Origin of the sequence: Wocania ichthyoenteri Th78 (assembly GCF_000789235.1) — a bacterium.
GTDB lineage: Bacteria > Bacteroidota > Bacteroidia > Flavobacteriales > Flavobacteriaceae > Wocania_A > Wocania_A ichthyoenteri.
In genome coordinates this window covers 2,583,317-2,605,001 of sequence record NZ_KN525716.1, presented here as the reverse complement: position 1 = coordinate 2,605,001, position 21,685 = coordinate 2,583,317, and the positions used below count along the sequence as shown (strand labels likewise).

16 protein-coding genes and 1 riboswitch are annotated in these 21,685 nt (G+C 32.2%); of the genes, 6 read left to right on the top strand and 10 right to left on the bottom strand.

Translation table 11 applies throughout. The features are described 5' to 3' along the window. Complete coding sequence (locus RG22_RS11225; RefSeq protein WP_034043227.1) at positions 1-1,188, top strand: acetate/propionate family kinase; 1,188 nt, start codon at positions 1-3, stop codon at positions 1,186-1,188. Here the strand turns inward: RG22_RS11225 and RG22_RS11220 are convergent. Further along, complete coding sequence (locus RG22_RS11220; RefSeq protein ID WP_034043225.1) at positions 1,174-1,920, bottom strand: head GIN domain-containing protein; 747 nt, start codon at positions 1,918-1,920, stop codon at positions 1,174-1,176. The genes RG22_RS11225 and RG22_RS11220 overlap by 15 nt on opposite strands. A gap of 213 nt (positions 1,921-2,133) precedes the next feature. Between RG22_RS11220 and RG22_RS11215 the strand changes: the two genes are divergently transcribed. The 5 genes from RG22_RS11215 (at position 2,134) to RG22_RS11195 (ending at position 12,302) form a co-directional block, all read left to right on the top strand. Beyond that, entirely contained in the window at positions 2,134-2,724 is a 591-nt protein-coding gene (locus tag RG22_RS11215; protein WP_052143717.1) for an RNA polymerase sigma-70 factor, read from the top strand. A 68-nt stretch (positions 2,725-2,792) separates the two neighbouring features. Further along, positions 2,793-3,761 carry a FecR family protein gene (locus RG22_RS17320; protein ID WP_052143716.1) on the top strand — a complete coding sequence of 323 codons (969 nt, stop codon included), beginning with the start codon at positions 2,793-2,795 and terminating at the stop codon, positions 3,759-3,761. 73 nt (positions 3,762-3,834) lie between these two features. Further along, on the top strand, positions 3,835-7,275 hold the full coding sequence (locus RG22_RS11205) for a TonB-dependent receptor (protein ID WP_081997712.1): 3,441 nt from the start codon (positions 3,835-3,837) through the stop codon (positions 7,273-7,275). Positions 7,276-7,286: 11 nt separating this feature from the next. Further along, positions 7,287-8,858 carry a RagB/SusD family nutrient uptake outer membrane protein gene (locus RG22_RS11200; protein WP_034043221.1) on the top strand — a complete coding sequence of 524 codons (1,572 nt, stop codon included), beginning with the start codon at positions 7,287-7,289 and terminating at the stop codon, positions 8,856-8,858. A gap of 84 nt (positions 8,859-8,942) precedes the next feature. Beyond that, complete coding sequence (locus RG22_RS11195; protein WP_034043219.1) at positions 8,943-12,302, top strand: VCBS repeat-containing protein; 3,360 nt, start codon at positions 8,943-8,945, stop codon at positions 12,300-12,302. 63 nt (positions 12,303-12,365) lie between these two features. Here RG22_RS11195 and RG22_RS11190 read toward each other — a convergent pair whose 3' ends face one another. The 9 genes from RG22_RS11190 to epsC all read right to left on the bottom strand — a co-directional run bounded on the left by RG22_RS11190 (position 12,366) and on the right by epsC (position 21,674). After that, positions 12,366-13,463 (bottom strand): acyloxyacyl hydrolase, encoded by a 1,098-nt coding sequence (locus RG22_RS11190; RefSeq protein WP_034043217.1) that lies wholly within the window; start codon positions 13,461-13,463, stop codon positions 12,366-12,368. A gap of 40 nt (positions 13,464-13,503) precedes the next feature. Continuing rightward, positions 13,504-14,457 (bottom strand): methylenetetrahydrofolate reductase [NAD(P)H], encoded by a 954-nt coding sequence (gene metF, locus RG22_RS11185; RefSeq protein WP_034043215.1) that lies wholly within the window; start codon positions 14,455-14,457, stop codon positions 13,504-13,506. 201 nt (positions 14,458-14,658) lie between these two features. Beyond that, positions 14,659-14,892 (bottom strand): hypothetical protein, encoded by a 234-nt coding sequence (locus tag RG22_RS11180; RefSeq protein WP_034043213.1) that lies wholly within the window; start codon positions 14,890-14,892, stop codon positions 14,659-14,661. 2 nt (positions 14,893-14,894) lie between these two features. Beyond that, positions 14,895-17,570: a methionine synthase gene (gene metH, locus RG22_RS11175; protein ID WP_081997711.1), complete on the bottom strand. Its 2,676-nt coding sequence runs from the start codon at positions 17,568-17,570 to the stop codon at positions 14,895-14,897. Further along, positions 17,570-17,851 carry an antibiotic biosynthesis monooxygenase family protein gene (locus tag RG22_RS11170; RefSeq protein WP_034046011.1) on the bottom strand — a complete coding sequence of 94 codons (282 nt, stop codon included), beginning with the start codon at positions 17,849-17,851 and terminating at the stop codon, positions 17,570-17,572. Before RG22_RS11170 ends, metH begins: the two co-directional genes overlap by 1 nt. A gap of 9 nt (positions 17,852-17,860) precedes the next feature. Then, a complete protein-coding gene (locus RG22_RS11165) occupies positions 17,861-18,874 on the bottom strand; it encodes a homocysteine S-methyltransferase family protein (RefSeq protein WP_034043211.1) in 1,014 nt (337 codons plus the stop codon). Positions 18,875-18,926: 52 nt separating this feature from the next. Beyond that, a riboswitch (SAM riboswitch) is annotated at positions 18,927-19,036 on the bottom strand. An 81-nt stretch (positions 19,037-19,117) separates the two neighbouring features. Beyond that, positions 19,118-20,011 (bottom strand): metallophosphoesterase, encoded by an 894-nt coding sequence (locus tag RG22_RS11160; protein WP_034043209.1) that lies wholly within the window; start codon positions 20,009-20,011, stop codon positions 19,118-19,120. 42 nt (positions 20,012-20,053) lie between these two features. Further along, a complete protein-coding gene (cysM, locus tag RG22_RS11155) occupies positions 20,054-20,944 on the bottom strand; it encodes a cysteine synthase CysM (RefSeq protein WP_034043207.1) in 891 nt (296 codons plus the stop codon). Beyond that, on the bottom strand, positions 20,931-21,674 hold the full coding sequence (epsC, locus tag RG22_RS11150) for a serine O-acetyltransferase EpsC (RefSeq protein WP_034043206.1): 744 nt from the start codon (positions 21,672-21,674) through the stop codon (positions 20,931-20,933). Before epsC ends, cysM begins: the two co-directional genes overlap by 14 nt. Positions 21,675-21,685 lie beyond the last annotated feature (11 nt).

Here is a 21,685-nt window from a genome sequence, read left to right as displayed (position 1 = left end):
ATGCAAGTATTAGTTTTAAATTCTGGAAGTTCTTCATTAAAATTTCAACTATTTCAAATGCCAGAAGAAATCATATTATGTTCTGGTTTAATTGAACGTATTGGGTTTACCGATGCCAAATTCAAATTCAAAACCGATGAAAATACTATTGAGATTATAGAAGATATTCCTAATCATAAAGTAGGCTTAGAACTTTTAGCAAAACAGCTTTTACATAAAGATACCGGTATTATTAAATCTACCAATGATATTAATATTGTTGGACATCGTGTGGTGCATGGTGGAAAACATTTTAGTAATACCACCGAAATTACCGAAGTTGTAAAAGACAAAATAAAGGCATTATCGTCGTTAGCACCTTTGCATAACCCACCAAATTTAGAAGGTATTGAGGTGGCCGAAACTATTTTTACAAAAGCAAAACAAGTGGCTGTTTTCGATACAGCATTTCATCAATCTATCCCCGATTACGCCTATAAATATGCTATTCCAAACGATTTTTCAGAAAAGCACAACATTCGTGTTTATGGGTTTCATGGCACAAGTCATAAATATATTTCAGAAAAAGCGATTGAATATTTAGGAAAAACCCATTCAAAAATTATAACCATTCATTTAGGAAATGGGTGTAGTATGACCGCCATAAAAAACGGAAAAAGCATTGATCATTCTTTAGGTTTTTCACCAGTTAGCGGATTAATTATGGGTACACGCTCTGGAGATATTGACCCTTCAATTATTTTTTATTTAGCTGAAAAATATGATTATAGTTTAACGGAAATTAATACACTACTACAAAAGAAAAGTGGTATGCTAGGTTTAACGGGATATAGTGATTTAAGAGATATTGAAGCTGAAGCTGAAAAAGGCAATAAAGCGTGCCAATTAGCATTAGAAATGAATGTGTACCGTATAAAAAAATATATTGGAAGTTATGCTGCTATTTTAAACGGATTGGATGCTATTGTATTTACAGCAGGTATTGGAGAAAACTCTCAGTTTATTAGACAACATGTTTGCGAAAATCTAGATTTTTTGGGTATTGAATTAGATATTACAAAAAACAACAGTAACTCTAAAAATTTAAAAATTATAAATACAGAAACATCAAAAGTTAAAATATTGGTAATTCCAACAAACGAAGAATTGGAAATAGCGAAACAGTCAGTAAGTTTATTCGAAAATTAAACGTCCTTTATAAACTTCTTCCACTTCAATAACTACAGGTTTGTTTACCGCAATGACATTGCCCGTACCTGATATTTTTCCTCTTATTGCTTGTTGTGGATTTACAATCATATCGTTAGAACTTCTATTCCATAACTGAATATTTTGTACCACTAAATCTCGTCCTTCAAATCGCGATGTTCCTGCTGCAAATGTAATATTCAAGTTGTTCGTTTTACCCGAAATAAAGCAATTCGATAAATTATTAAAAACTAATGCGAAGGCGTTATTGTCTATTTGAAGTCTAAAATTTCCGTTGGTAAAAGTATCTGGTGCATTAAAATCTTCTGACAAAATTGTTAAACTTGGATAGGTTAAAACACCATCCGATTTAACATCATATTGTGTTGAACTTCTTATTTCTGTTATATTTGGAGATGTTACATGTACTTTGGTTATACCATAATCACGTACATAATTACAACTGTTATTATCAGTAAGTGTTAATTTACCATCTACAACAATAGCAGTAATATCATTTAATAAATTTTCTCCAGTTTCTATAATTACTTTTTGGATGTCGCCGTCTTTAATTATTAATTCAATATCTCTATTAACAAATATTTTATCAAAGGTATCAACAGGTATTTCTTGTTGAATAAGGCGTCCTGTTTTTTGGAAACAATTACTAGCATCCTCACTATTACAAGCTATACTTATACTTAAAATAATTATGTAAATTACTTTTTTCATCTTACTTCTCTTGTTTCAAGTGTTCTTCTTAAATTTAATAAGGAATTGATATTATTCAAGAATTTTATGGTAAAATTATAAGAATCGTTATCAGCAAACAAGTATTTTAGGTCTAGTTTTAATATTAATAGTTAAATCCTTAATCTAGTAAATCCGTGACCTTGTAATAAAAAAAATCATTAATAATTATCAAATAGTTAAATATTTCTTAAATTGCCCAAATTAATTAATTGCATTATCAAGAAAGAACAAAAAAAACCTATCCCTCTAAATCAATCAAGTAAGAAGGATCTTTTTGATTTATTATACAATTTACATTACTCTCTACTGCTGCATATAGTTCAGCAATATGTCCCAACAAATGAGGATGCAGAAGAGGTGATGCAAGATGTTTTTATGAAAGTTTGGGATAAAGTAGACCAAATAGATACAAATAAAAATGTTACTGGTTATTTATTTAGAATAACAAGAAACACATGTCTTGATTTTTTACGAAGTAAAAGGCATGCACTGGCATTAGAAACAAACTCTCTTCAACAAAAAAACTTACTAAACTTCCATGCTTTAACAAATAATACAGCTTCTACAATAATTGAGAATGAGCTTATTGCATTAATTAATGAAAGTGTACAATTACTTCCTGAAAAATGTCGACTTGTTTTTATAAAAAGTAGATTTGAAGGGTTAAAACACAAGCAAATTTCATCAGAACTTAATATATCTACTAAAACCGTAGAAAACCATATATCTAAGGCTATCAAGCATTTAAAACTCTCCTTAAGAGATTATTTGTCTTTTTTTTAATTTCTTTCTAAATACAAATAGGGGATACTTTAGTTTTTATACGTATTATATGTATAAGGTAGCTATTAATGAATAATAAAAACATTTTAAAACTTATTAAGGGTCAGCTTTCTTCCGAAGAAGAAAGAGAGGTCGTTGATTGGTTATTTAATAATCCTAAAAAAAGGAAGCAATATGAAATACTTAAAGCTAAGTATGTTGCCAAAAATTTAAGGGAAAGCAAAAACACAACGTCTATTTTTATAGCAAATAAAAAAAGGAATCTTAAAAACACCTATAAATATGCTGCTGTTTTAATAGTAATATTAACATCGTCTATCTTAACATGGCATGTGTTAAATAATGATTTAGCTAACAATAACACTAGCACAATTGTTAGTAATTCATTAATACTAATAACTACGCAAAGAGCTGAAAAAAAAGAAATTATATTAGAAGACAGTACAAAAGTAGTGTTAAACTCAAACAGTGTTCTATCCTATCCAAAGCATTTTAGCGGAGATACAAGAGAGGTTACTATAAAAGGAGAAGCTTTCTTTGAGGTTACTAAAAACGAAAAAAAACCTTTTATAGTTACAACAGACAATGGAATGAAAATAAAAGTGTTAGGAACATCTTTCAATATCAAATCCTATTCAGAAGATAAAAATATAGAAACCACATTAGTAACAGGAAAAGTAAAAGTTATTGAGGAAAACAAAAATACTGTAGTAGAGTTATCTCCTTCACAAAAAGCGACTTATATAAAGAAGGAAGACAAGATGATTGTAGAAAAAGTTAACACTAAAAACTTTACATCATGGAAAGAAGGAAAATTAATCTATAACGATACGCCAATGCGGCAAGTTATTAAAGACCTTGAGAGAAGTTATAATTTGAAATTTAATGTAACGTCTAAAGAAATACTTGATTACAAATATAAAGGCGAGTTTGATAATTTAAATATCTATCAAATTTTAGCATTATTTGAAGTATCATCACCAATAACCTATTCAATACAAGGAGATATTATAAAATTAACAAAAATAAAAGGGTAAGTGTTACAGCACCTACCCTTAAGCTAATTAATTAACACAACGATAGTATTAACAATTAAAACCAAACAAAAGTATGAAAAAAAAGCAACTCTTTTTTTCAAAAATCCCTATTCTCAGGATTATGAAAATTTATTTAGTCTTACTCTGCATTACGTTTACCAAAATTTTTGCGTTTGAAGGTTATTCGCAAAACATTACGTTAAATGCAGAAAATGTAAAAATCAAAAGGATTCTTACAGAAATTGAAAACAAAAGTAATTTTAGTTTTTTTTACAATAGCAGTGTTGTAAATGTAGGCTTAAAGAAATCTTTAACAGTTGAAGACATCAAAATTGATGATGTATTAAATCTATTATTTAATAATACAAATATAGATTATAGTTTTATACGAAATCAAATAATACTGTTTCCAAAAGATAAACCAGAGTTGAAATTAAAAATTCAACGTCTGCTTGAAAAATCAGATACTACGATTACTTCGTCACTAACTCCAAAAATGGTAAATGAGTATATTAAATCCATATTACAAACTAAAATTACAGGTAAAGTTGTTGATGGAAACGGAGACCCTTTACCCGGAGTAACTATATTAATTAAAGGAACTTCTAAAGGAACTTCTACAGATTTTGACGGAGACTATTCTTTAAACTTAGAAAGCTCTGACGATACTTTAGTTTTTTCTTTTGTAGGATTTTCAACTCAAGAGATACCTGTAAATAATCAAACGGTTGTTAATGTAACACTGGTAGAAAACACATCTGAATTAGATGAAGTTGTAATAGTTGGCTATGGAACTCAAAAAAAGGTAAATCTTACAGGGTCTATTTCAACTATTAAATCAGACGACATTGTTAAGAATAGTACAGCAAATGTGAGTAGTGCTTTAACTGGACGATTGGCTGGAGTAGTAACAATTCAAAGCTCTGGAGAACCTGGAAGTGATGCATCAACGATTAGAATTAGAGGGCTTAGTTCCTTAAACGGAAATTCACCTTTAATTTTGGTAGATGGTATCCCTCGATCTTTAAATAATGTTAATGCCAATGATATTGAAAGCATTAGTGTACTTAAAGATGCTGCAGCTTCTGCAATTTATGGTATGCGAGCAGCAAATGGAGTAGTGTTAATTACTACCAAAAGAGGTAAGGGAAAAGCAACACTTAGTGTTAATCTATACTCTGGTATACAAACGCCAACTAGAACACCAGATTTTTTAGACTCTTATAACTATGCTTTATTATTAAATGAAGCAAATGCAAATGATGGTGTGTCTGCTGCATATACGGATGCAGATTTGCAAAAGTATTTAGATGGAACAAGCCCAGATACACATCCAAATACAGATTGGATCGATGAGACTTTAAAACCTAATTCTTTAATGCAATCTATAGACATTTCTGCTAGTGGTAGTGATAAAGAAGGTACTGTTAATTATTTTACATCTTTAGGTTACTTATATCAAGATGCCTTATTTGATAATAATGATTTTGACCGTTTTAATTTTAGATCAAATTTAGATATCAAAATTAGTGAGACTATAAACTTAACGACAGATTTTAGTGGAAGTTTAGAAACTAGAAATAGACCAGGAACATCAGCTGGAACCATTTTTTCAAATTTGATGAGAACACCACCAACAGAAGTTAATCAATATTCTAATGGAGGCTATTCTCAATTTAGCCAACAGCCATTTTTTGATAGTGGCTCTTCTCAAACTCAAAATTTTGATTTTCAATCTAAAATTGCATTGAAAATAGATTTCCCTTTCTTAGAAGGTTTAAATTTAATTACACAAGTAGCTTATGATAGATCTACATATAGAAATAAATCATTTAGTGTACCAAGAACTTATACAACTTTTAATACTGGTGATGGCACCTTTGGATTAAGCACTCCTAGTAATCGAGGTGAAACGCCTTCTTTAAGTGAATCTCAAAGTCAAGGACATAAATTAGTAACTGAAGCTATTTTGGGTTATAATAAAACTTATGATAAGCATGATTTTGGAGCGAAATTGATTTATTCAAGAACGTTTACTCAAGATAATTTTATGAGTGGAGGTATAAGTAATATTTTAGGAACATCTGTTCCATTTTTTAAAGCTGGAGATGCTGAAACTAGAAGTCTTTCAAATAGTATAGGAGAAACTGCAATTTTAGGTTACGCTGGAAGATTTACATATGCTTACGACAATAAATACCTCTTTGAGTTTAACGGAAGATATGATGGCTCGTATAAATTTAGCAACGATGCTAAATTTGATTTCTTCCCTTCATATTCTGCTGCATGGAGAGTTTCTGAAGAAGATTTTTTACAAGATTCTAGTACCATTAGTAACTTAAAATTCAGGTTTTCTTATGGTGAGTTAGGAAGTGATGTAGGTGTTGGACCTTTTAGATATTTAGAATTTTTCGAGTTTGGTGGTCCCTTTATTGATAATTCTACAGTAGTACCATCAATACAGAGTAGTGGTTTGCCTGATGCAGGAACTACTTGGGAAAAAGCAAAGACCTATAACTTTGGTATAGAACTAGGCTTATGGAAAAATGCCTTAACTATTGAAACCGATATTTATTCTAAAAGAACATCAGATATTTTAACAACACGTTCTTTACAAGTTCCTGATACTTTTGGAGCTTCATTGCCTTTTGAAAACATTGGTGTGGTTGATAACAAAGGTTATGAGATTGTATTAAGTCATAAAGGAAATGGTAAAGATTTTAACTATTTTGTAGATTTTAATTTTAGTCAAGCTAAAAATAAGGTCATAGATATAGCTGAATCGGAAGATGTTGACCCATTAAGAAGACGAACAGGAAGACAAATACAAGCAGGAAGTCGTATTGGCTTTATAGCAGATGGATTGTTTTTAACGCAACAAGAAATAGATGACCTAAATGCAGCTGCACCAGAGGGTATATACCAAACGCAAAACCCGCAACCTGGTGATATTAGATATAGAGATATAACTGGTGATGGTAAGGTAGATAATGATGACAGAACCATAATGGGTAAAGGTAATGTGCCAGAGATAACCTTTGGTTTAAACTTAGGATTTACCTATAAACAATTTGACTTTTCTGCATTGTTTCAAGGCGCTGCTAATTTTGATATGTATTTATCTAATGAAGCTTCTTGGGCATTTTTTAATGGAGGAAAAGTATTTGGAAAACATTTAGATCGTGCTCAAATTGGAGCAGATGGTAATGTTATTAATACTAATGCTACGTATCCTAGAATAACACTTAATAACAATGCCGTGAATGAACGCACCTCTTCTTACTGGTTAGAAACAGGAGATTACATACGTTTCAAAAATGTAGAGATAGGATATACACTGCCAGAGAAAATTGTAAATAAAATAGGTGTAAATAGATTAAGAGTTTACTTTAATGGAAGGAATTTAGTAACATGGTCTAAAATTAAGCACTTAGACCCAGAAAACCCTAACCAACGTGGTTGGTTTTATCCACAACAAAAAGTATTTAACTTAGGGATTAATCTAGAATTTTAAAAAAAATAATTATGAAAAACATAAAAAAATTAATTTTTATAGGCTCATTTATTATACTGCAATTTGCATGTACAAAAGATTCTATTGATCTTGCTCCGCAGGATGCAATTTCATCTGATGTGGTTTTTACAGACCCTGCTTTTGCAGAAGCCTATTTAAACAGAGTATATGGTAGTATTCCTCATGGGTTTGCCAGAGGTTGGTATATGTTAGATGCAGCATCAGATGATGGTGAGAACTCTTATACATGGCCAGCTTCAAACACACTATTTAACCAAGCGAACATAACTTCAAACAATTCACCTTTTAATGGCTTATGGGGAAATGCCTATTTTCAAATTAGAAGATTGAATAATTTTATTCAAAGTTATGACCAGTTAGAAGGAACAGACGAAGTAAATAATAGACTAAAAGGAGAAGCGCATTTTTTAAGAGGTTTTTGGTATTCTTTATTGTTGCAAACCTTTGGAGAGGTTCCTGTAATAACAGTAGCACAAGAATTAGACGATGATTTACTAGTAAGTAGAGATTCAAAAGAAAACGTATTAAATTTTATTACATCTGAACTAGATACTGCAGCAGGATTTTTTGTAAATGCTGAAGAGGCAACATCAACAAGAGGATCTTGGGATGCCGCTATGGCCTTAAAAGGAAGAGTGCTTTTATATCAGAATAAATTTTCAGAATCTGCGATTGCTTCTAAGCAAGTGTTAGACAATACCTCTAGAACATTAGATGCAGATTACCAAAGTGTATTTTTAGAGGATGGTGCTTCTGAAGTGATTTTCGATACACAATTTAGCGATCCAGATAAAGGACATTGGGGTAATCTATTTAATACGCCTAAAGCAAGTGCAGCTGTTAGTGGCTGGGGAGGAACTGGCCCTACACAAAACTTAATTGATCAGTATGAAATGCAGTCCACTGGTTTATTACCTTCTGAAGCTGGTTCAGGTTATGATGCTAGCAATCCTTATACAGGTAGAGATCCAAGGTTTGAGGCTTCTATTTTATATGACGGTTCTGTTTGGAAAGGGCAAACATGGGAATTTAGACCAGGTGGAAATGCAGGTATCCAAACTAGTGGAGATTGGACAAAAACGGGGTATGGAATGAAGAAAATGATACAAGAGGATCGGAATCATGGCGATTCAGGTACGCAACATTGGATTCATATGAGACTTGCAGAAGTGTACTTAAATTATGCAGAAGCTTTAATAGAGGCTGGTACTGATTTAGGTTTGGCCGTTGATGCTATAAATGTAGTTAGAGATAGAGCAAATATGCCATTTATTAGTGTTGGGTCACAAAGTGAATTACGCACAAAAGTGAGGCATGAGCGAAGAATTGAATTGGCGTTTGAAGAACATCGTTTTTGGGATATAAGAAGATGGGGCATTGCTGGAGATCCAGAAGTGTTAACTATTTATAGGGTTGATATGGATGCCAACGGAGACCTTATAGATGATGGAAAGGAAATTTGGGAAACTAGAACATGGGATGATGCTAATTATTTATTCCCTATTCCTCAAGGAGAAATAGATAAGAACCCTAATTTACTTCCTAATAATAGTGGGTACTAGTAAAAATATTTATTTTAACTAAGTATTTTAGAACCCATTTTAATTTATTAAAATGGGTTCTAATTTTAAACAAAATATTTGGAAATGAAAAAGACGGCGTTATACATATTGGTTTTAGTATTAGTGTACACCTGTAAAAAGGATGGTGTTACTAAAAATGAGCAAATCGCCTCAAAGATTGAAGAGGCTAAAGAACTTTTTACTGTTTTACCACCTGAGAAGACAGGTATCTTTTTTCTAAATGAACTTAAAGAGAATATATATAACAACGGATTGCTCTATGAGTATTATTATAATGGCGGTGGCGTTTCTGTAGCCGATTTTAATAATGATGGTCTAGTGGATATCTATTTTGTTAATTGCACAACTACCAATAAACTTTATCTTAATAAAGGAGATTTTAAATTTATAGATGTTACTAAAACCGCTAATGCCAGTGGAGGGTATGGTTTTGGAACAGGTGTAACACTTGTAGATATAAATAATGACGGATTAATGGATATTTATTATTCTAAGTCAGGAAAAATTAAAGACGAAAACAAGCGTAGAAATGAATTGTTAATTAATACGGGAATAGATCCTAATGGCATTCCAATTTTTGAAAATCAAGCAAAAAAGTATGGACTAGATATACCAAATTTTACAACTCAAGCTACATTTTTTGATTATGATAAAGATGGTGATTTAGATATGTTTTTACTTAATCACGGTATTGATGTTTATGATGAAAACAAACTTAAAGAATTATTAAAAAAATCTTCAGAACACAGAGGAAATAGACTGTACAGAAATGACAACAATACGTTTGTAAATGTAACCGAGCAAGCTAACATCATCAATAATATGGTAGGTTTTGGTTTAGGAGTTGCAGTTGCAGATTTAAATAATGATAATTGGCCAGATATTTATGTGAGTAACGATTTTTCTGAAAAAGATTACCTCTATATAAACAATAAAGATGGATCGTTTAAAGAATCTTCTTTAGAAGCTTTTGGTCATATCTCAAACTTTTCAATGGGGAATGATATTGCCGATATTAATAACGATGGCTTATTAGATATCATGGTTGTAGACATGATGGCTGAAGATAATTTTTCTCAAAAAACCAGTATGAGTGGAATGGCTCCAAAAAAATTCTACAATAATACAAAGCTAGGTCTCCATCATCAGTATATGTATAACACGCTACAACTTAACAATGGTGTAAACAAGAAAACAAATACACCTATGTTTTCTGATATTGCACAACTTTCTGGAGTTTCTAGTACAGATTGGAGTTGGGCACCACTATTTTTTGATATGAATAATGATGGACATAAAGATTTATTTATATCGAATGGTATTAAAGGTGATTTTAGAAACAACGATTTTGTAAACTACAGAAAGGCAAAACAGGCAGAGGTTATAAAAAATCAAAAGGTTGAACGTGAAAGTTATATTAATGATATTTTATCTAAAATGCCATCTAGAAAAAAAGAAAACTATTTTTATGTAAATAATGGCGATTTAACTTTTAAAAAGGCTGAAATTGAACAAAGTCCAACTAATTCAAATGGTGCAGCCTATGCCGATTTTGATAACGATGGTGCTTTAGATATTGTAGTTAATAATTCGGCAGGTATGTCTTTTATTTATAAAAATAATAATACTAAAAACAACTACATCAAGTTAAAGCTAAAAGGTACAAAGCATAATGTTAATGCATTAGGAGCACGAGTGGAGCTATATTCTAAATCTTCTACCCAAACTATAGAGAATCATTTTACAAGAGGCTTTCAATCAGCAATGGCAGATGCTATTCATTTCGGAATTAATCAAGACCCTGTTATTGATAGCATCAAGGTGGTTTGGAGTAATAATACATTTAAAGTACTTAAAAATGTTAAGCCGAATCAATTACTAACAATATCTTATAATACCAATGAAAATACATTAGTAACCAAAGAAAAGAATCAAGAATTTCTTTTTTCTGATATAACTGACCAATTGGGATTAGATTTTGTACATAAAGAAAATAATTTTGATGATTTTAAAAAAGAAACCCTTTTACCTCATAGAATGTCTCAACTAGGTCCAGCGCTAGCAGTCGCAGATGTAAATGGTGATGGTCTGGACGATTTTTTTGTAGGAGGCGCTAAAGGATACTCAAGTGTTTTATATCTACAAAACACATCAGGGAAATTTATTAAAGACCATAAAACATTTGTATTAGATAAAAATTATGAAGACGTAGGTGCTGTGTTTTTTGATGCAGATAGTGATGGTGATCAAGATTTATATGTGATTAGTGGCGGCATTGAAAATGAACCGAATAGCAGCAATTATAAAGATAGATTATATGAAAACAAAGGCAAAGGCCGTTTTGTGAAAAACAATTCAGCTTTACCTAATATTACCTCTAGTGGTTTAAGAGTGTCTCCTTCAGATTTTGATAATGATGGAGATATAGATCTTTTTGTTGGAGGAAGAGTAAAACCAGGCTTTTATGGTCGTCCTACAAAAAGCTACTTGCTTGAAAACAATTCCTCAAATGGTACTATTAGCTTTAAAGATGTTACAGAAACTGTGTTTCCTGAAATGCTAAGTCATACTATGGTTACGGCATCATCTTGGGCTGATATTGATAATGATGGTAATACTGATTTAATAGTTGCTAATGAATGGGGAAGTATAGAGTTATATATGTACCAAACTGGGGCTTTTGTAAATAAATCTGAAGCCTATGGTCTATCAAATCATGTAGGTTGGTGGAGTTCTATTGATGTCAACGATATTGATAATGATGGAGATTTAGACATTGTTGCTGGTAATTTGGGAACAAATTATAAATACAAAGCTACTGAAGACAAACCATTCTATATGTTTGTTAATGATTTTGATGAGAATGGTACTGATGATATTGTTTTAGGGTATAGTCAAGAAAATCAAGTCTATCCTGTAAGAGGTCGTTCATGTAGTTCCGGTCAAATGCCATTTATTAAAAAGAAGTTTAAAACCTATAATGATTTTGGAGCTGCAAGTATTGATGATATTTATGGAGAAAAGCTAGAGGAAGGCGAATCCTATAAGGCAAATTATTTTTCTTCAGCAATACTAAGAAATGAAGGCGGTACTTTTAAGTTTGAAGCTTTTGAAAATAGAGCGCAATTATCTTCAGTAAATAAAGTACTTATTGATGATTTTAATAAAGATAACACTAAAGATATTTTATTATTAGGAAATCTTTATGGATCAGAAGTAGAAACGCCTCGAAATGACGCTAGTTATGGTACATTACTTATAGGGAAAAATAATAATAGTTATAAAATTCTTGAGAACCACAAAGTAAATTTATGGGCAAATGGAGATATAAAAGATGCTGCTTTTATATCTATTGGTTCTACTAAATCCATTTTATTGGCAAGAAATAATGCTAAGCTTTTAATAATTAAAATACATCAATAACTCTTAACAATTTAAACCACTATATTTTAGATAAACTAAGGGGAATAATTTTTTAATCAAATTCTATAACCTTATTCCAATTCCAAATTCAACAGCTTCCGCTTTTGCGCCGTGTGATTTTAAGGTTAAAGCTCCAAACCACTTATCATTAAAATAACGTTTTAAACCAACTCTAAAATAGGTTCTTCCCTCAAAATCAAACGGATAATACACATAATATCCTAATTGGGTTATTAATGACGTTTTATTAATAAACAACTCGTGTCCTGTAAAAACACCAATACGTTTATAATCTTCGTCTCCATCAACATTTTCTTCTGGAAATGCGACACTTTTATAATATATAAGCTCTTTTAAAAAGTTTGAAAAGAACACATCTGTTCCAAACTGTAATGCGCTTTTATGATGTATTCTTTTATCAGCATAAGCAGAAAAAATATAAAACGGAAACTGACCACTACCAACTACATCGCTTTGATTAACACCGCTTCTAAAGGCAATATTATACTTTATAGGTTGGGTGAATTTTTCATGATTTTCATCTAATGTATTTTGATACTCGAGTGTTTCATCATCTAAACTATAAGTAACACCTAAGTTAAACGTTAACGAATTAATACTCGTATTTGGTGCTTTTACATTAGCGTTAGAATAATGAATTAGCGAAAAACCAGCCTGCAATCCAAACCTATCAATAATACGTTCCTTTTTATAATTAATCATTACATACGTACTGCTCATTAGTTTTGAGCCAAAAGCAATGTTTCTAAAATTATTTTCTTTGTGGTACGGATTTTCTGTGTAGGCTATACCTTGACCAATACGCAACATGATATTGCGCTTTAAAAAATAGAAATTATAATGAGCATACAACGATGATACATTTCCTAAAACATCATTTTTTAAATTTTGATACGCAAACGATATACCATAGTCTGGATAATTATAACGTTGTTCCCAATCATTAAAACCGTACGTTTTTTTGTTCCAACTTAAAATATAACCTTCGGGATGTCCTTTAATTAAATGGAGAATATCATTGTTATGTAGCGCAATATTTCCTTTAAAGTAGTTAATATCTACGTATGATATGTGTTCTTTTTCTTGAGAAAATAATACACAACTTACCGCACAAAATATACAAGTGAAAAGTAATCTCATTAATAGATTTGCTTATACTACAACAAAAGTAATAGAATAATTAAAACAATGCAGATGCAATCGCTTTTATATTGTCACTTTTTCCCATAGAATAATAATGTAATACAGGAACACCAGCATCTAACAATTCTTTAGATTGTTGTATACACCATTCTACACCCACTTGACGTACTTGTTTGTTGTCTGCACATTTATCAACTTCAGCAATTAAAGTTTCTGGTAAGTCTATTTTAAAAACTTGAGGTAACAATTGTAAATGACGTTTTACTGCCAAAGGCTTTATTCCAGGAATAATAGGCACATTAATACCTTCTTTTTTTGCAGCTTCAACAAATTCAAAATATTTATTATTATCAAAAAACATTTGGGTAACCACATAATCTGCACCAGCATCAACCTTTTCTTTTAAGCGCTTTAAATCGCTTTTCATTGATGGAGATTCTAAATGCTTTTCTGGATATCCTGCAACACCAATACAAAAATCTGCTTTATCATTAACATCTAAAACACCATGTAAATATCTACCAGTATTCAAATTCTGAATTTGATTTACAAGTTCTGTAGCATAAGCATGCCCTCCTTTTGTAGCTTTAAAATATTGTTCGCCTTTCATGGCATCGCCACGTAATGCCATAACATTATTAATACCTAAGTAATGGCAATCAACCAATAGATACTCGGTTTCTTCTTTTGTAAAACCACCACATAACACATGTGGCACTGTATCTACATTATACTTATGCTTAATAGCTGCGCAAATACCTAAAGTACCAGGGCGCATTCTCGTAATCTTTCTATCGAACAAGCCTTCTTTTTCAATATAAATAAATTCTTCTCTAGAGGTTGTTACATCAATAAACGGCGGATTAAACTCCATCAAAGGATCTATATTATTGTATAATTCTTGAATATTATTTCCTTTTTTTGGAGGTATAATTTCAAAAGAAAATAAAGTTTTTCCGTTTGCTTTTTTTATGTGTTCTGTTACTTTCATTAGTTCTTAATTTGTCATTTCCGCGTGTCACACTGAGCTTGTCGAAGTGAAGGCGAAAATCTCATCAATATTTATTCTAATTTTATTTTTTGGGCGTTACCACAACCCTTCGACTCCGCTCAGGGCAAGTGGTCGCGCTTTACGTTGCAAGTCCTCGCTCGTGCCTCGCTGCGGGCTTTCCTCTTCAATCACTAACGCAGGCTAAACCAGTGTCTTTTTTACATCTTCAAAAGCTTCTTCATACTCCCAATAAATCCATCTTCCGTCAATATAATCAGTTAAAACATACTTTTCACTCACCGATTTTATTCTGGAAACAGCAACTATTTTTTTTGAAAAATTATCAACGCTTACTTCTTCTGTTATTTCTTTATTATCATTATCATAGCCGTGAACAATAATATGATTCCCTAATGTTAATTCTATAAACTTCATATCTATTGTTCTGCAATTGTTGGATGCAACCACTTTCTTGCCTTATCTTTTGTTATTCCTTTTCTTGTTGCATAGTCAGTTACTTGGTCGTCTGTAATTTTTCCTAAACCAAAATATTTTGCTTCTGGGTTAGCAAAATAATAACCCGATACAGCTGCTGCTGGCCACATTGCTAAACTTTCAGTTAGCTTTACACCAATTAGCTTTTCTACATCTAACAATTCCCAAATGGTTTCTTTTTCTAAATGATCTGGACATGCGGGATAACCTGGTGCTGGACGAATGCCTTTGTAATTTTCTTTTATTAAATCGTTGTTAGTTAAATCTTCGTCCACAGCATATCCCCAATGTTTGGTTCTAATCTGTTTATGTAAATATTCAGCAAAAGCCTCAGCAAATCGATCTGCAATAGCTTGTGCCATTATCGCGTTATAATCATCCTCTTTATCTCTATAACTATCTGCTAGTTCTTGCGCACCAAAAATACCAACGCAAAATGCTCCCACATAATCGGTTTTACCAGTTTCTTTTGGTGCAATAAAATCTGCTAATGCATGATTAGGAATCCCTTCGCGCTTTTTTAATTGTTGACGCAGCGTTCTAAAAACAGCTACTTCCTCTCCTTTTTTCTGAACAGAAATATCGTCATCATGTATTGAGTTTGCTTCAAACAATCCAAAAACCGCTTTAGGTTTTAAAAGTTGTTTTGCAACAATTTCTTTTATCATTAGTTGCGCTTCTTCATACATGATTGTAGCTTGCTCACCAACAACTTTATCAGTTAAAATATCTGGAAACTTTCCATGCAAATCCCAACTTCTAAAAAACGGACTCCAATCTATAAACGGCACCAATTCTTTTAAACTTAGTTGTTTTAAAATCTGAACACCTAATTCCTTAGGTTTTACAATTTCAGAAGTTTCCCAATCAATTTTATATTTTCTATTTCTGGCCTCTTCAATTGAAATATATGATTTCTCTTTCCCTCGTTTTAGAAATTTAGTTCGAAATTCATCATAATCAGCTTTCATTTTAGCGACATACTCATGCGATGATTTCTTATTCAATAAATCACCAACAACTGTTACCGCCCTTGAGGCATCATTTACATGAACCACGGCATTCTTATACTGCGTATCAATCTTAACAGCGGTGTGCGCTTTTGATGTTGTAGCGCCTCCAATTAATAATGGCAATTCAAAATTCTGACGTTGCATTTCTTTTGCCAAATAAACCATTTCATCAAGGGATGGTGTAATTAATCCAGATAACCCAATAGCATCAACACGTTCTTTTATAGCCGTTTCAATAATTTTTTCGGGCGGTACCATAACACCTAAATCCACTATTTCGTAGTTATTACAAGCCAATACCACGCTCACAATATTTTTACCAATATCGTGTACGTCACCTTTTACAGTTGCCATTAATATTTTACCAACGGGCTCTTGCTTATCGGTTTTTTCAGCTTCAATAAATGGATTCAAATAGCCTACTGCCTTTTTCATCACACGAGCCGATTTTACCACCTGTGGCAAGAACATTTTACCTGCTCCAAACAAATCACCCACTACATTCATCCCAATCATTAAATGACCTTCAATCACTTCAATAGGCTTACTTGCTTCTTGTCTAGCTTGTTCAATATCTTCGATAATAAAAGCATCAATACCTTTTACTAAAGCATGCGTAATTCTATCTTGCAATGGATTTTCTCTCCAAGTTAAATCTGCTCCAGCTTCCTTTTTTGAGCCTTTTACAGTTTCTGCAAAATCTAATAATCGCTCGGTAGCATCGTCTCTTCTATCTAAAATCACATCTTCAACATGCTCTAATAAATCCTTCGGAATATCATCATACACTTCTAAAAGTGCAGGATTTACAATCCCTATATTCATCCCTGCTTGAATGGCATGATATAAAAATACCGAGTGCATCGCTTCTCGAACACCATCATTTCCTCTAAAAGAAAACGACACATTACTAACACCTCCACTAACACTTACATTCTCTAAATTTTGACGCACCCAACGCGTCGCTTCAATAAAATCGATGGCATTTCTTCGGTGTTCATCCATTCCTGTAGCTACAGGAAAAATGTTTAAATCGAAAATGATATCTTCTGAAGGAAAACCTACTTTATTAACTAAAATGTCATACGAACGTTTTGCTATTTCTATACGTCTGTCGTAATTATCAGCTTGTCCTTCTTCATCAAAAGCCATAACAATTACTGCAGCTCCGTACCGCTTAATCTGTTTTGCCTCCCAAATAAATTTGTCTTCGCCTTCTTTAAGTGAAATGGAATTCACAACACATTTACCTTGTACCACTTGAAGTCCAGCCTCAATAATTTCCCATTTAGAACTATCAATCATAATGGGTACACGACAAATATCTGGTTCTGCAGCTATCAAATTCAAAAAACGAATCATCGCCTCTTTACCATCAATCAAACCATCATCAAAATTAATATCGACAATTTGTGCACCACCATCTACTTGATGTCTTGCAATGTCTAAAGCTTCGTCAAATTTTTCTTCTTTGATTAAACGAAGAAATTTACGAGACCCCGCAACATTGGTACGTTCTCCTACATTTATAAAATTGCTGTTTTCGTTTAAAACCAAAGGTTCTAAACCAGACAACTTCATGTATTTACTTTGTTTTATTTTCATTACTTATAATGCTCTACTGTTGGAAACGGGTGATAAAAATGATGTAATAACGCTTTCCATTCTTGGTACTCCTTTGATTGTCTAAAGCCAATTTCGTGGTCTTCAATCGTTTCCCAATTCACTAATAATATATATTTATCCTCTTGCCCTACATACTTTTTTAATTGATGTGATATATAACCTTTCATTGATGAGATGATGTTTTCTGCTTTTTTGAAATTGATTTCAAATTCTGCGGAAAGACCTTTCTTTATGTATAATGTGGCTACTTCTAATATCATAACCATTTCCTAATGTGATGCTGAAACAAGTTCAGCATGACGACGTGGTTTATATTTGGCAACAATACTTGCGATTACTTTTATATGCTCGGGCGACGTACCACAACAACCACCAATAATGTTTATTAAATTCTTTTTTAAATACTCCTCTATTTGCTCACCCATTTCCTCTGGAGTTTCATCATATTCGCCAAAAGCATTTGGCAAACCTGCATTGGGATGTGCTGAAATAGCAAAGTCAGTTTTGGAAGCAATTGCTTCTAAATGTGGTTGCAATAAATTAGCTCCTAATGCACAATTAAACCCAACTGATAATAATGGAATGTGTGAAATAGATATTAAAAATGCCTCAGCAGTTTGTCCAGATAGCGTTCTACCAGAAGCATCTGTAATCGTTCCCGACACCATAACTGGCACTTCAATATTACGCTCAGCCTTCACTTCTTCAATAGCAAATAATGCTGCTTTTGCATTAAGCGTATCAAACACGGTTTCTACTAATAATAAATCTACACCGCCATCAACTAAAGCCTCTACTTGTTGTTTATAAGCGATTCGTAATTCATCAAAAGTTACCGCTCTATATCCAGGGTCATTTACATCTGGCGACATACTTGCTGTACGATTCGTTGGCCCTATAGAACCTGCTACAAAACGTGGTTTGTGCGGTTCTTTAGCAGTAAATTTGTCCGCAACTTCTTTGGCTATTTTAGCCGATTGATAATTAAGTTCATATACCAAATCTTCCATCTGGTAATCTGCCATGGCGATTGTTGTTCCAGAAAATGTGTTGGTTTCAACTATATCTGCGCCAGCTTCAAAATATTTCCCGTGAATGGTTTTAATAGCTTCTGGCTGGGTAATAGACAGCAAATCGTTATTACCCTGTAATGGAGTTGGATACTCTTTAAAGCGCTCGCCTCTAAAATCTTCTTCAGAAAACTTATAGGCTTGTAGCATAGTACCCATTGCACCATCTAAAATTAAAATACGCTCTTGTAAAGCTTGTTGTATGTTTGACATTTTGATATTATTTGTATCTACATGTCATCAAGAAAAGTTAAGGATTCACTTTTCGTTATCTTTCCAATACTTTCATATTAGTAGAATTTAGCACCTTCTTTACAAGATAAAGGGTTGCCAAGGCTTCAACGGGTCTAATCCCTCTACCTTTCTTGATAACACTAGCACGTTAATGAACTGAAATGCAAAAGTAACACAATTAACTTTATTTGTTCATTTTTTATATAAAAAATTGAGTTATACTTAGTTGATTTTTAATCCCCGAGATGGTTCTCTTCCGTAACCTTTTATAAAAATTGAATCTTTGGTAAATTTTGCAGTGGCAAATGCCGAAGTGTTTTCTGTATCTAACATACCTTTAAATGTAAGATGATGTACATTGTTTTTTTCAAGATAATCTCCATTGTGATTGTGACCATTAAAATAGAATTTCACATTAGCATAACCATCTATAAGTTGAAGAAACTGTTTGTAGTTCCATAAATTATGAGAGTCTCCATTTCTTCCAGCTGGAAAATGGCAATAAAAACCAACATACTCATTTTTATTTTTTGCTTGATTCAATTCTTCTTTAACCCATAGTAATTGGTCTGAACTCAAACCACCATTCCAAGTCTGTAAATTAGGCTCGTCTTCATTTTTAAGAAGATTAAAAAGAGAATCTGTTTCTTTTTTCTTAGTATTGGTTATGGCTCCATGATAGCTAAGATCGTTACCATCTAAAACAATAAAACGCCAATTATTTTTTATAAAACTATAGTAACGATTTTTTAATCCCATTTTTTTTGGAACTAAAGATTTTAAATAATCGGAGACACTAAAATCATGATTCCCAAGAACATGAAATTTTTCAGATTTTAGGCTATTCCAAATTGGTAATACAGTATCAAAGCTTTCAAAATCACGATCAATAAAATCTCCTAAATGAATTGTGTAATCTAATTTTTTAGTGTTTAATTTTTCTACAGCAGATTTGAACTTATTTGTAGATTGTCGATAAAATCTATTGTTTTGTGAATCGCAATTGCAATATTGGCAATCTGCTATAATTCCTATTTCAAAATCTGAAGAAATGCTCGTCTCTGTATTTGATTTACAAGCTATTAAGAGTAGTGTGAAAATTAATATTTTTTTCATAATAAATAATACCGTTACATTTTCAGTTAAATGTAAGACTATTTATTCGAATAAACTTGAAGATAAATATCGATCACCTCTATCACAAATGATGGCTACAATAATACCTTTATCAATTGATTTGGCTATTTTTAAAGCACAAAATACTGAACCTCCGCTACTCATCCCTGCAAAAACACCTTCTTCTTTAGCCAAACGTTGTGTCATTCCTTTGGCTTCTTTTTCTGTAACATCAACAACTATATCTACTTTTTTAGGATTGAAAAATTTTGGCACATACTCTGGCGACCATTTTCTAATTCCTGGGATTCTAGCACCATCAGCAGGTTGTGCCCCCACAATGGTTATATTTTTATTCTTTTCTTTTAAATAAGTTGAAACACCTGTAATGGTTCCTGTAGTGCCCATAGCCGAAACAAAATGAGTGACTTTACCTTCGGTTGCTTCCCAAATTTCTGGACCTGTAGTTTTATAATGTGCTTTCCAGTTATCATCATTTTCAAACTGATTTAGCAATACATAGCCTTTGTCGTCTCTAAGCTGAAACGCTACATCTCGTGAGCCTTCTATACCAATATCTGCTGGAGTTAAAACAACCTCAGCTCCATAAGCACGCATAGTTTTTACACGCTCTTCGGTTGAGTTTTCAGGCATGACTAAAACTATATTCAATCCTAAAAGTTTAGCGATAAAAGCAAGGGCAATTCCTGTATTTCCACTAGTAGCTTCTACCAAAGTCCCACCTTTTTTAATATCGCCTCTTTTCAAAGCTTCATTTATCATATTAAATGCAGCACGATCTTTTACACTTCCGCCTGGGTTATTACCTTCAAGTTTTAAAAAAAGTTTGACATTTTTATTTGAGACAATATGACTTGCTTCAACTAGTGGGGTATTCCCTATTTGATCTAGTATTGATTTACCGTATGCCATTCTTTTTAGGTCTGATTTTTATTTCAGTTTTATAGGTTACTAATGAGTTTTCTGGCACAGATTCTGTAATCCAAACGTTTGCACCAATTGTACTATTCGCACCTATAATAATATGGCCTCCTAAAATGGTGGCATTTGCATAAATACAAACATTATCTTCTATAGTTGGATGCCTTTTTACCTTAGCTAAACTCTTACTAACTTGAACTCCTCCTAACGTAACACCTTGATAAATTTTAACATGATTCTTAATTATAGATGTTTCTCCAATAACAATTCCTGTTCCGTGGTCTATATAAAATGACTCCCCTATAGTTGCTCCAGGATGAATATCTATTCCTGTAATACCATGAACATATTCGCTCATCATTCTTGGAAGGATAAAAACATTCAATTTATAAAGCGCATGACTCAATCTATAAATTGAAATGGCATGAAAACCAGGGTATGCTAAATAAATTTCTTCTAAACAGTGCGAAGCTGGATCGTTATTCTCAAAAGCAATGGCGTCTAAATCTAATTTTTTTCTAATACCTGGAAGTTCTAACTTAAATGAATTCCAAATTTCTTTTCCATTTTCAATCTCTAATTTAGCTAATATCTTAAGAAAGGTTTTTTCTAAATATTTCCCATGTGCGTCTTCTTGTTCACAATCAAACAATGAATAAAACAATCTTTTAGTGAACGTTTTAACGGTATCTTTTAAACAAACATTATAGCTTTTTTTCACAGAACAAACAT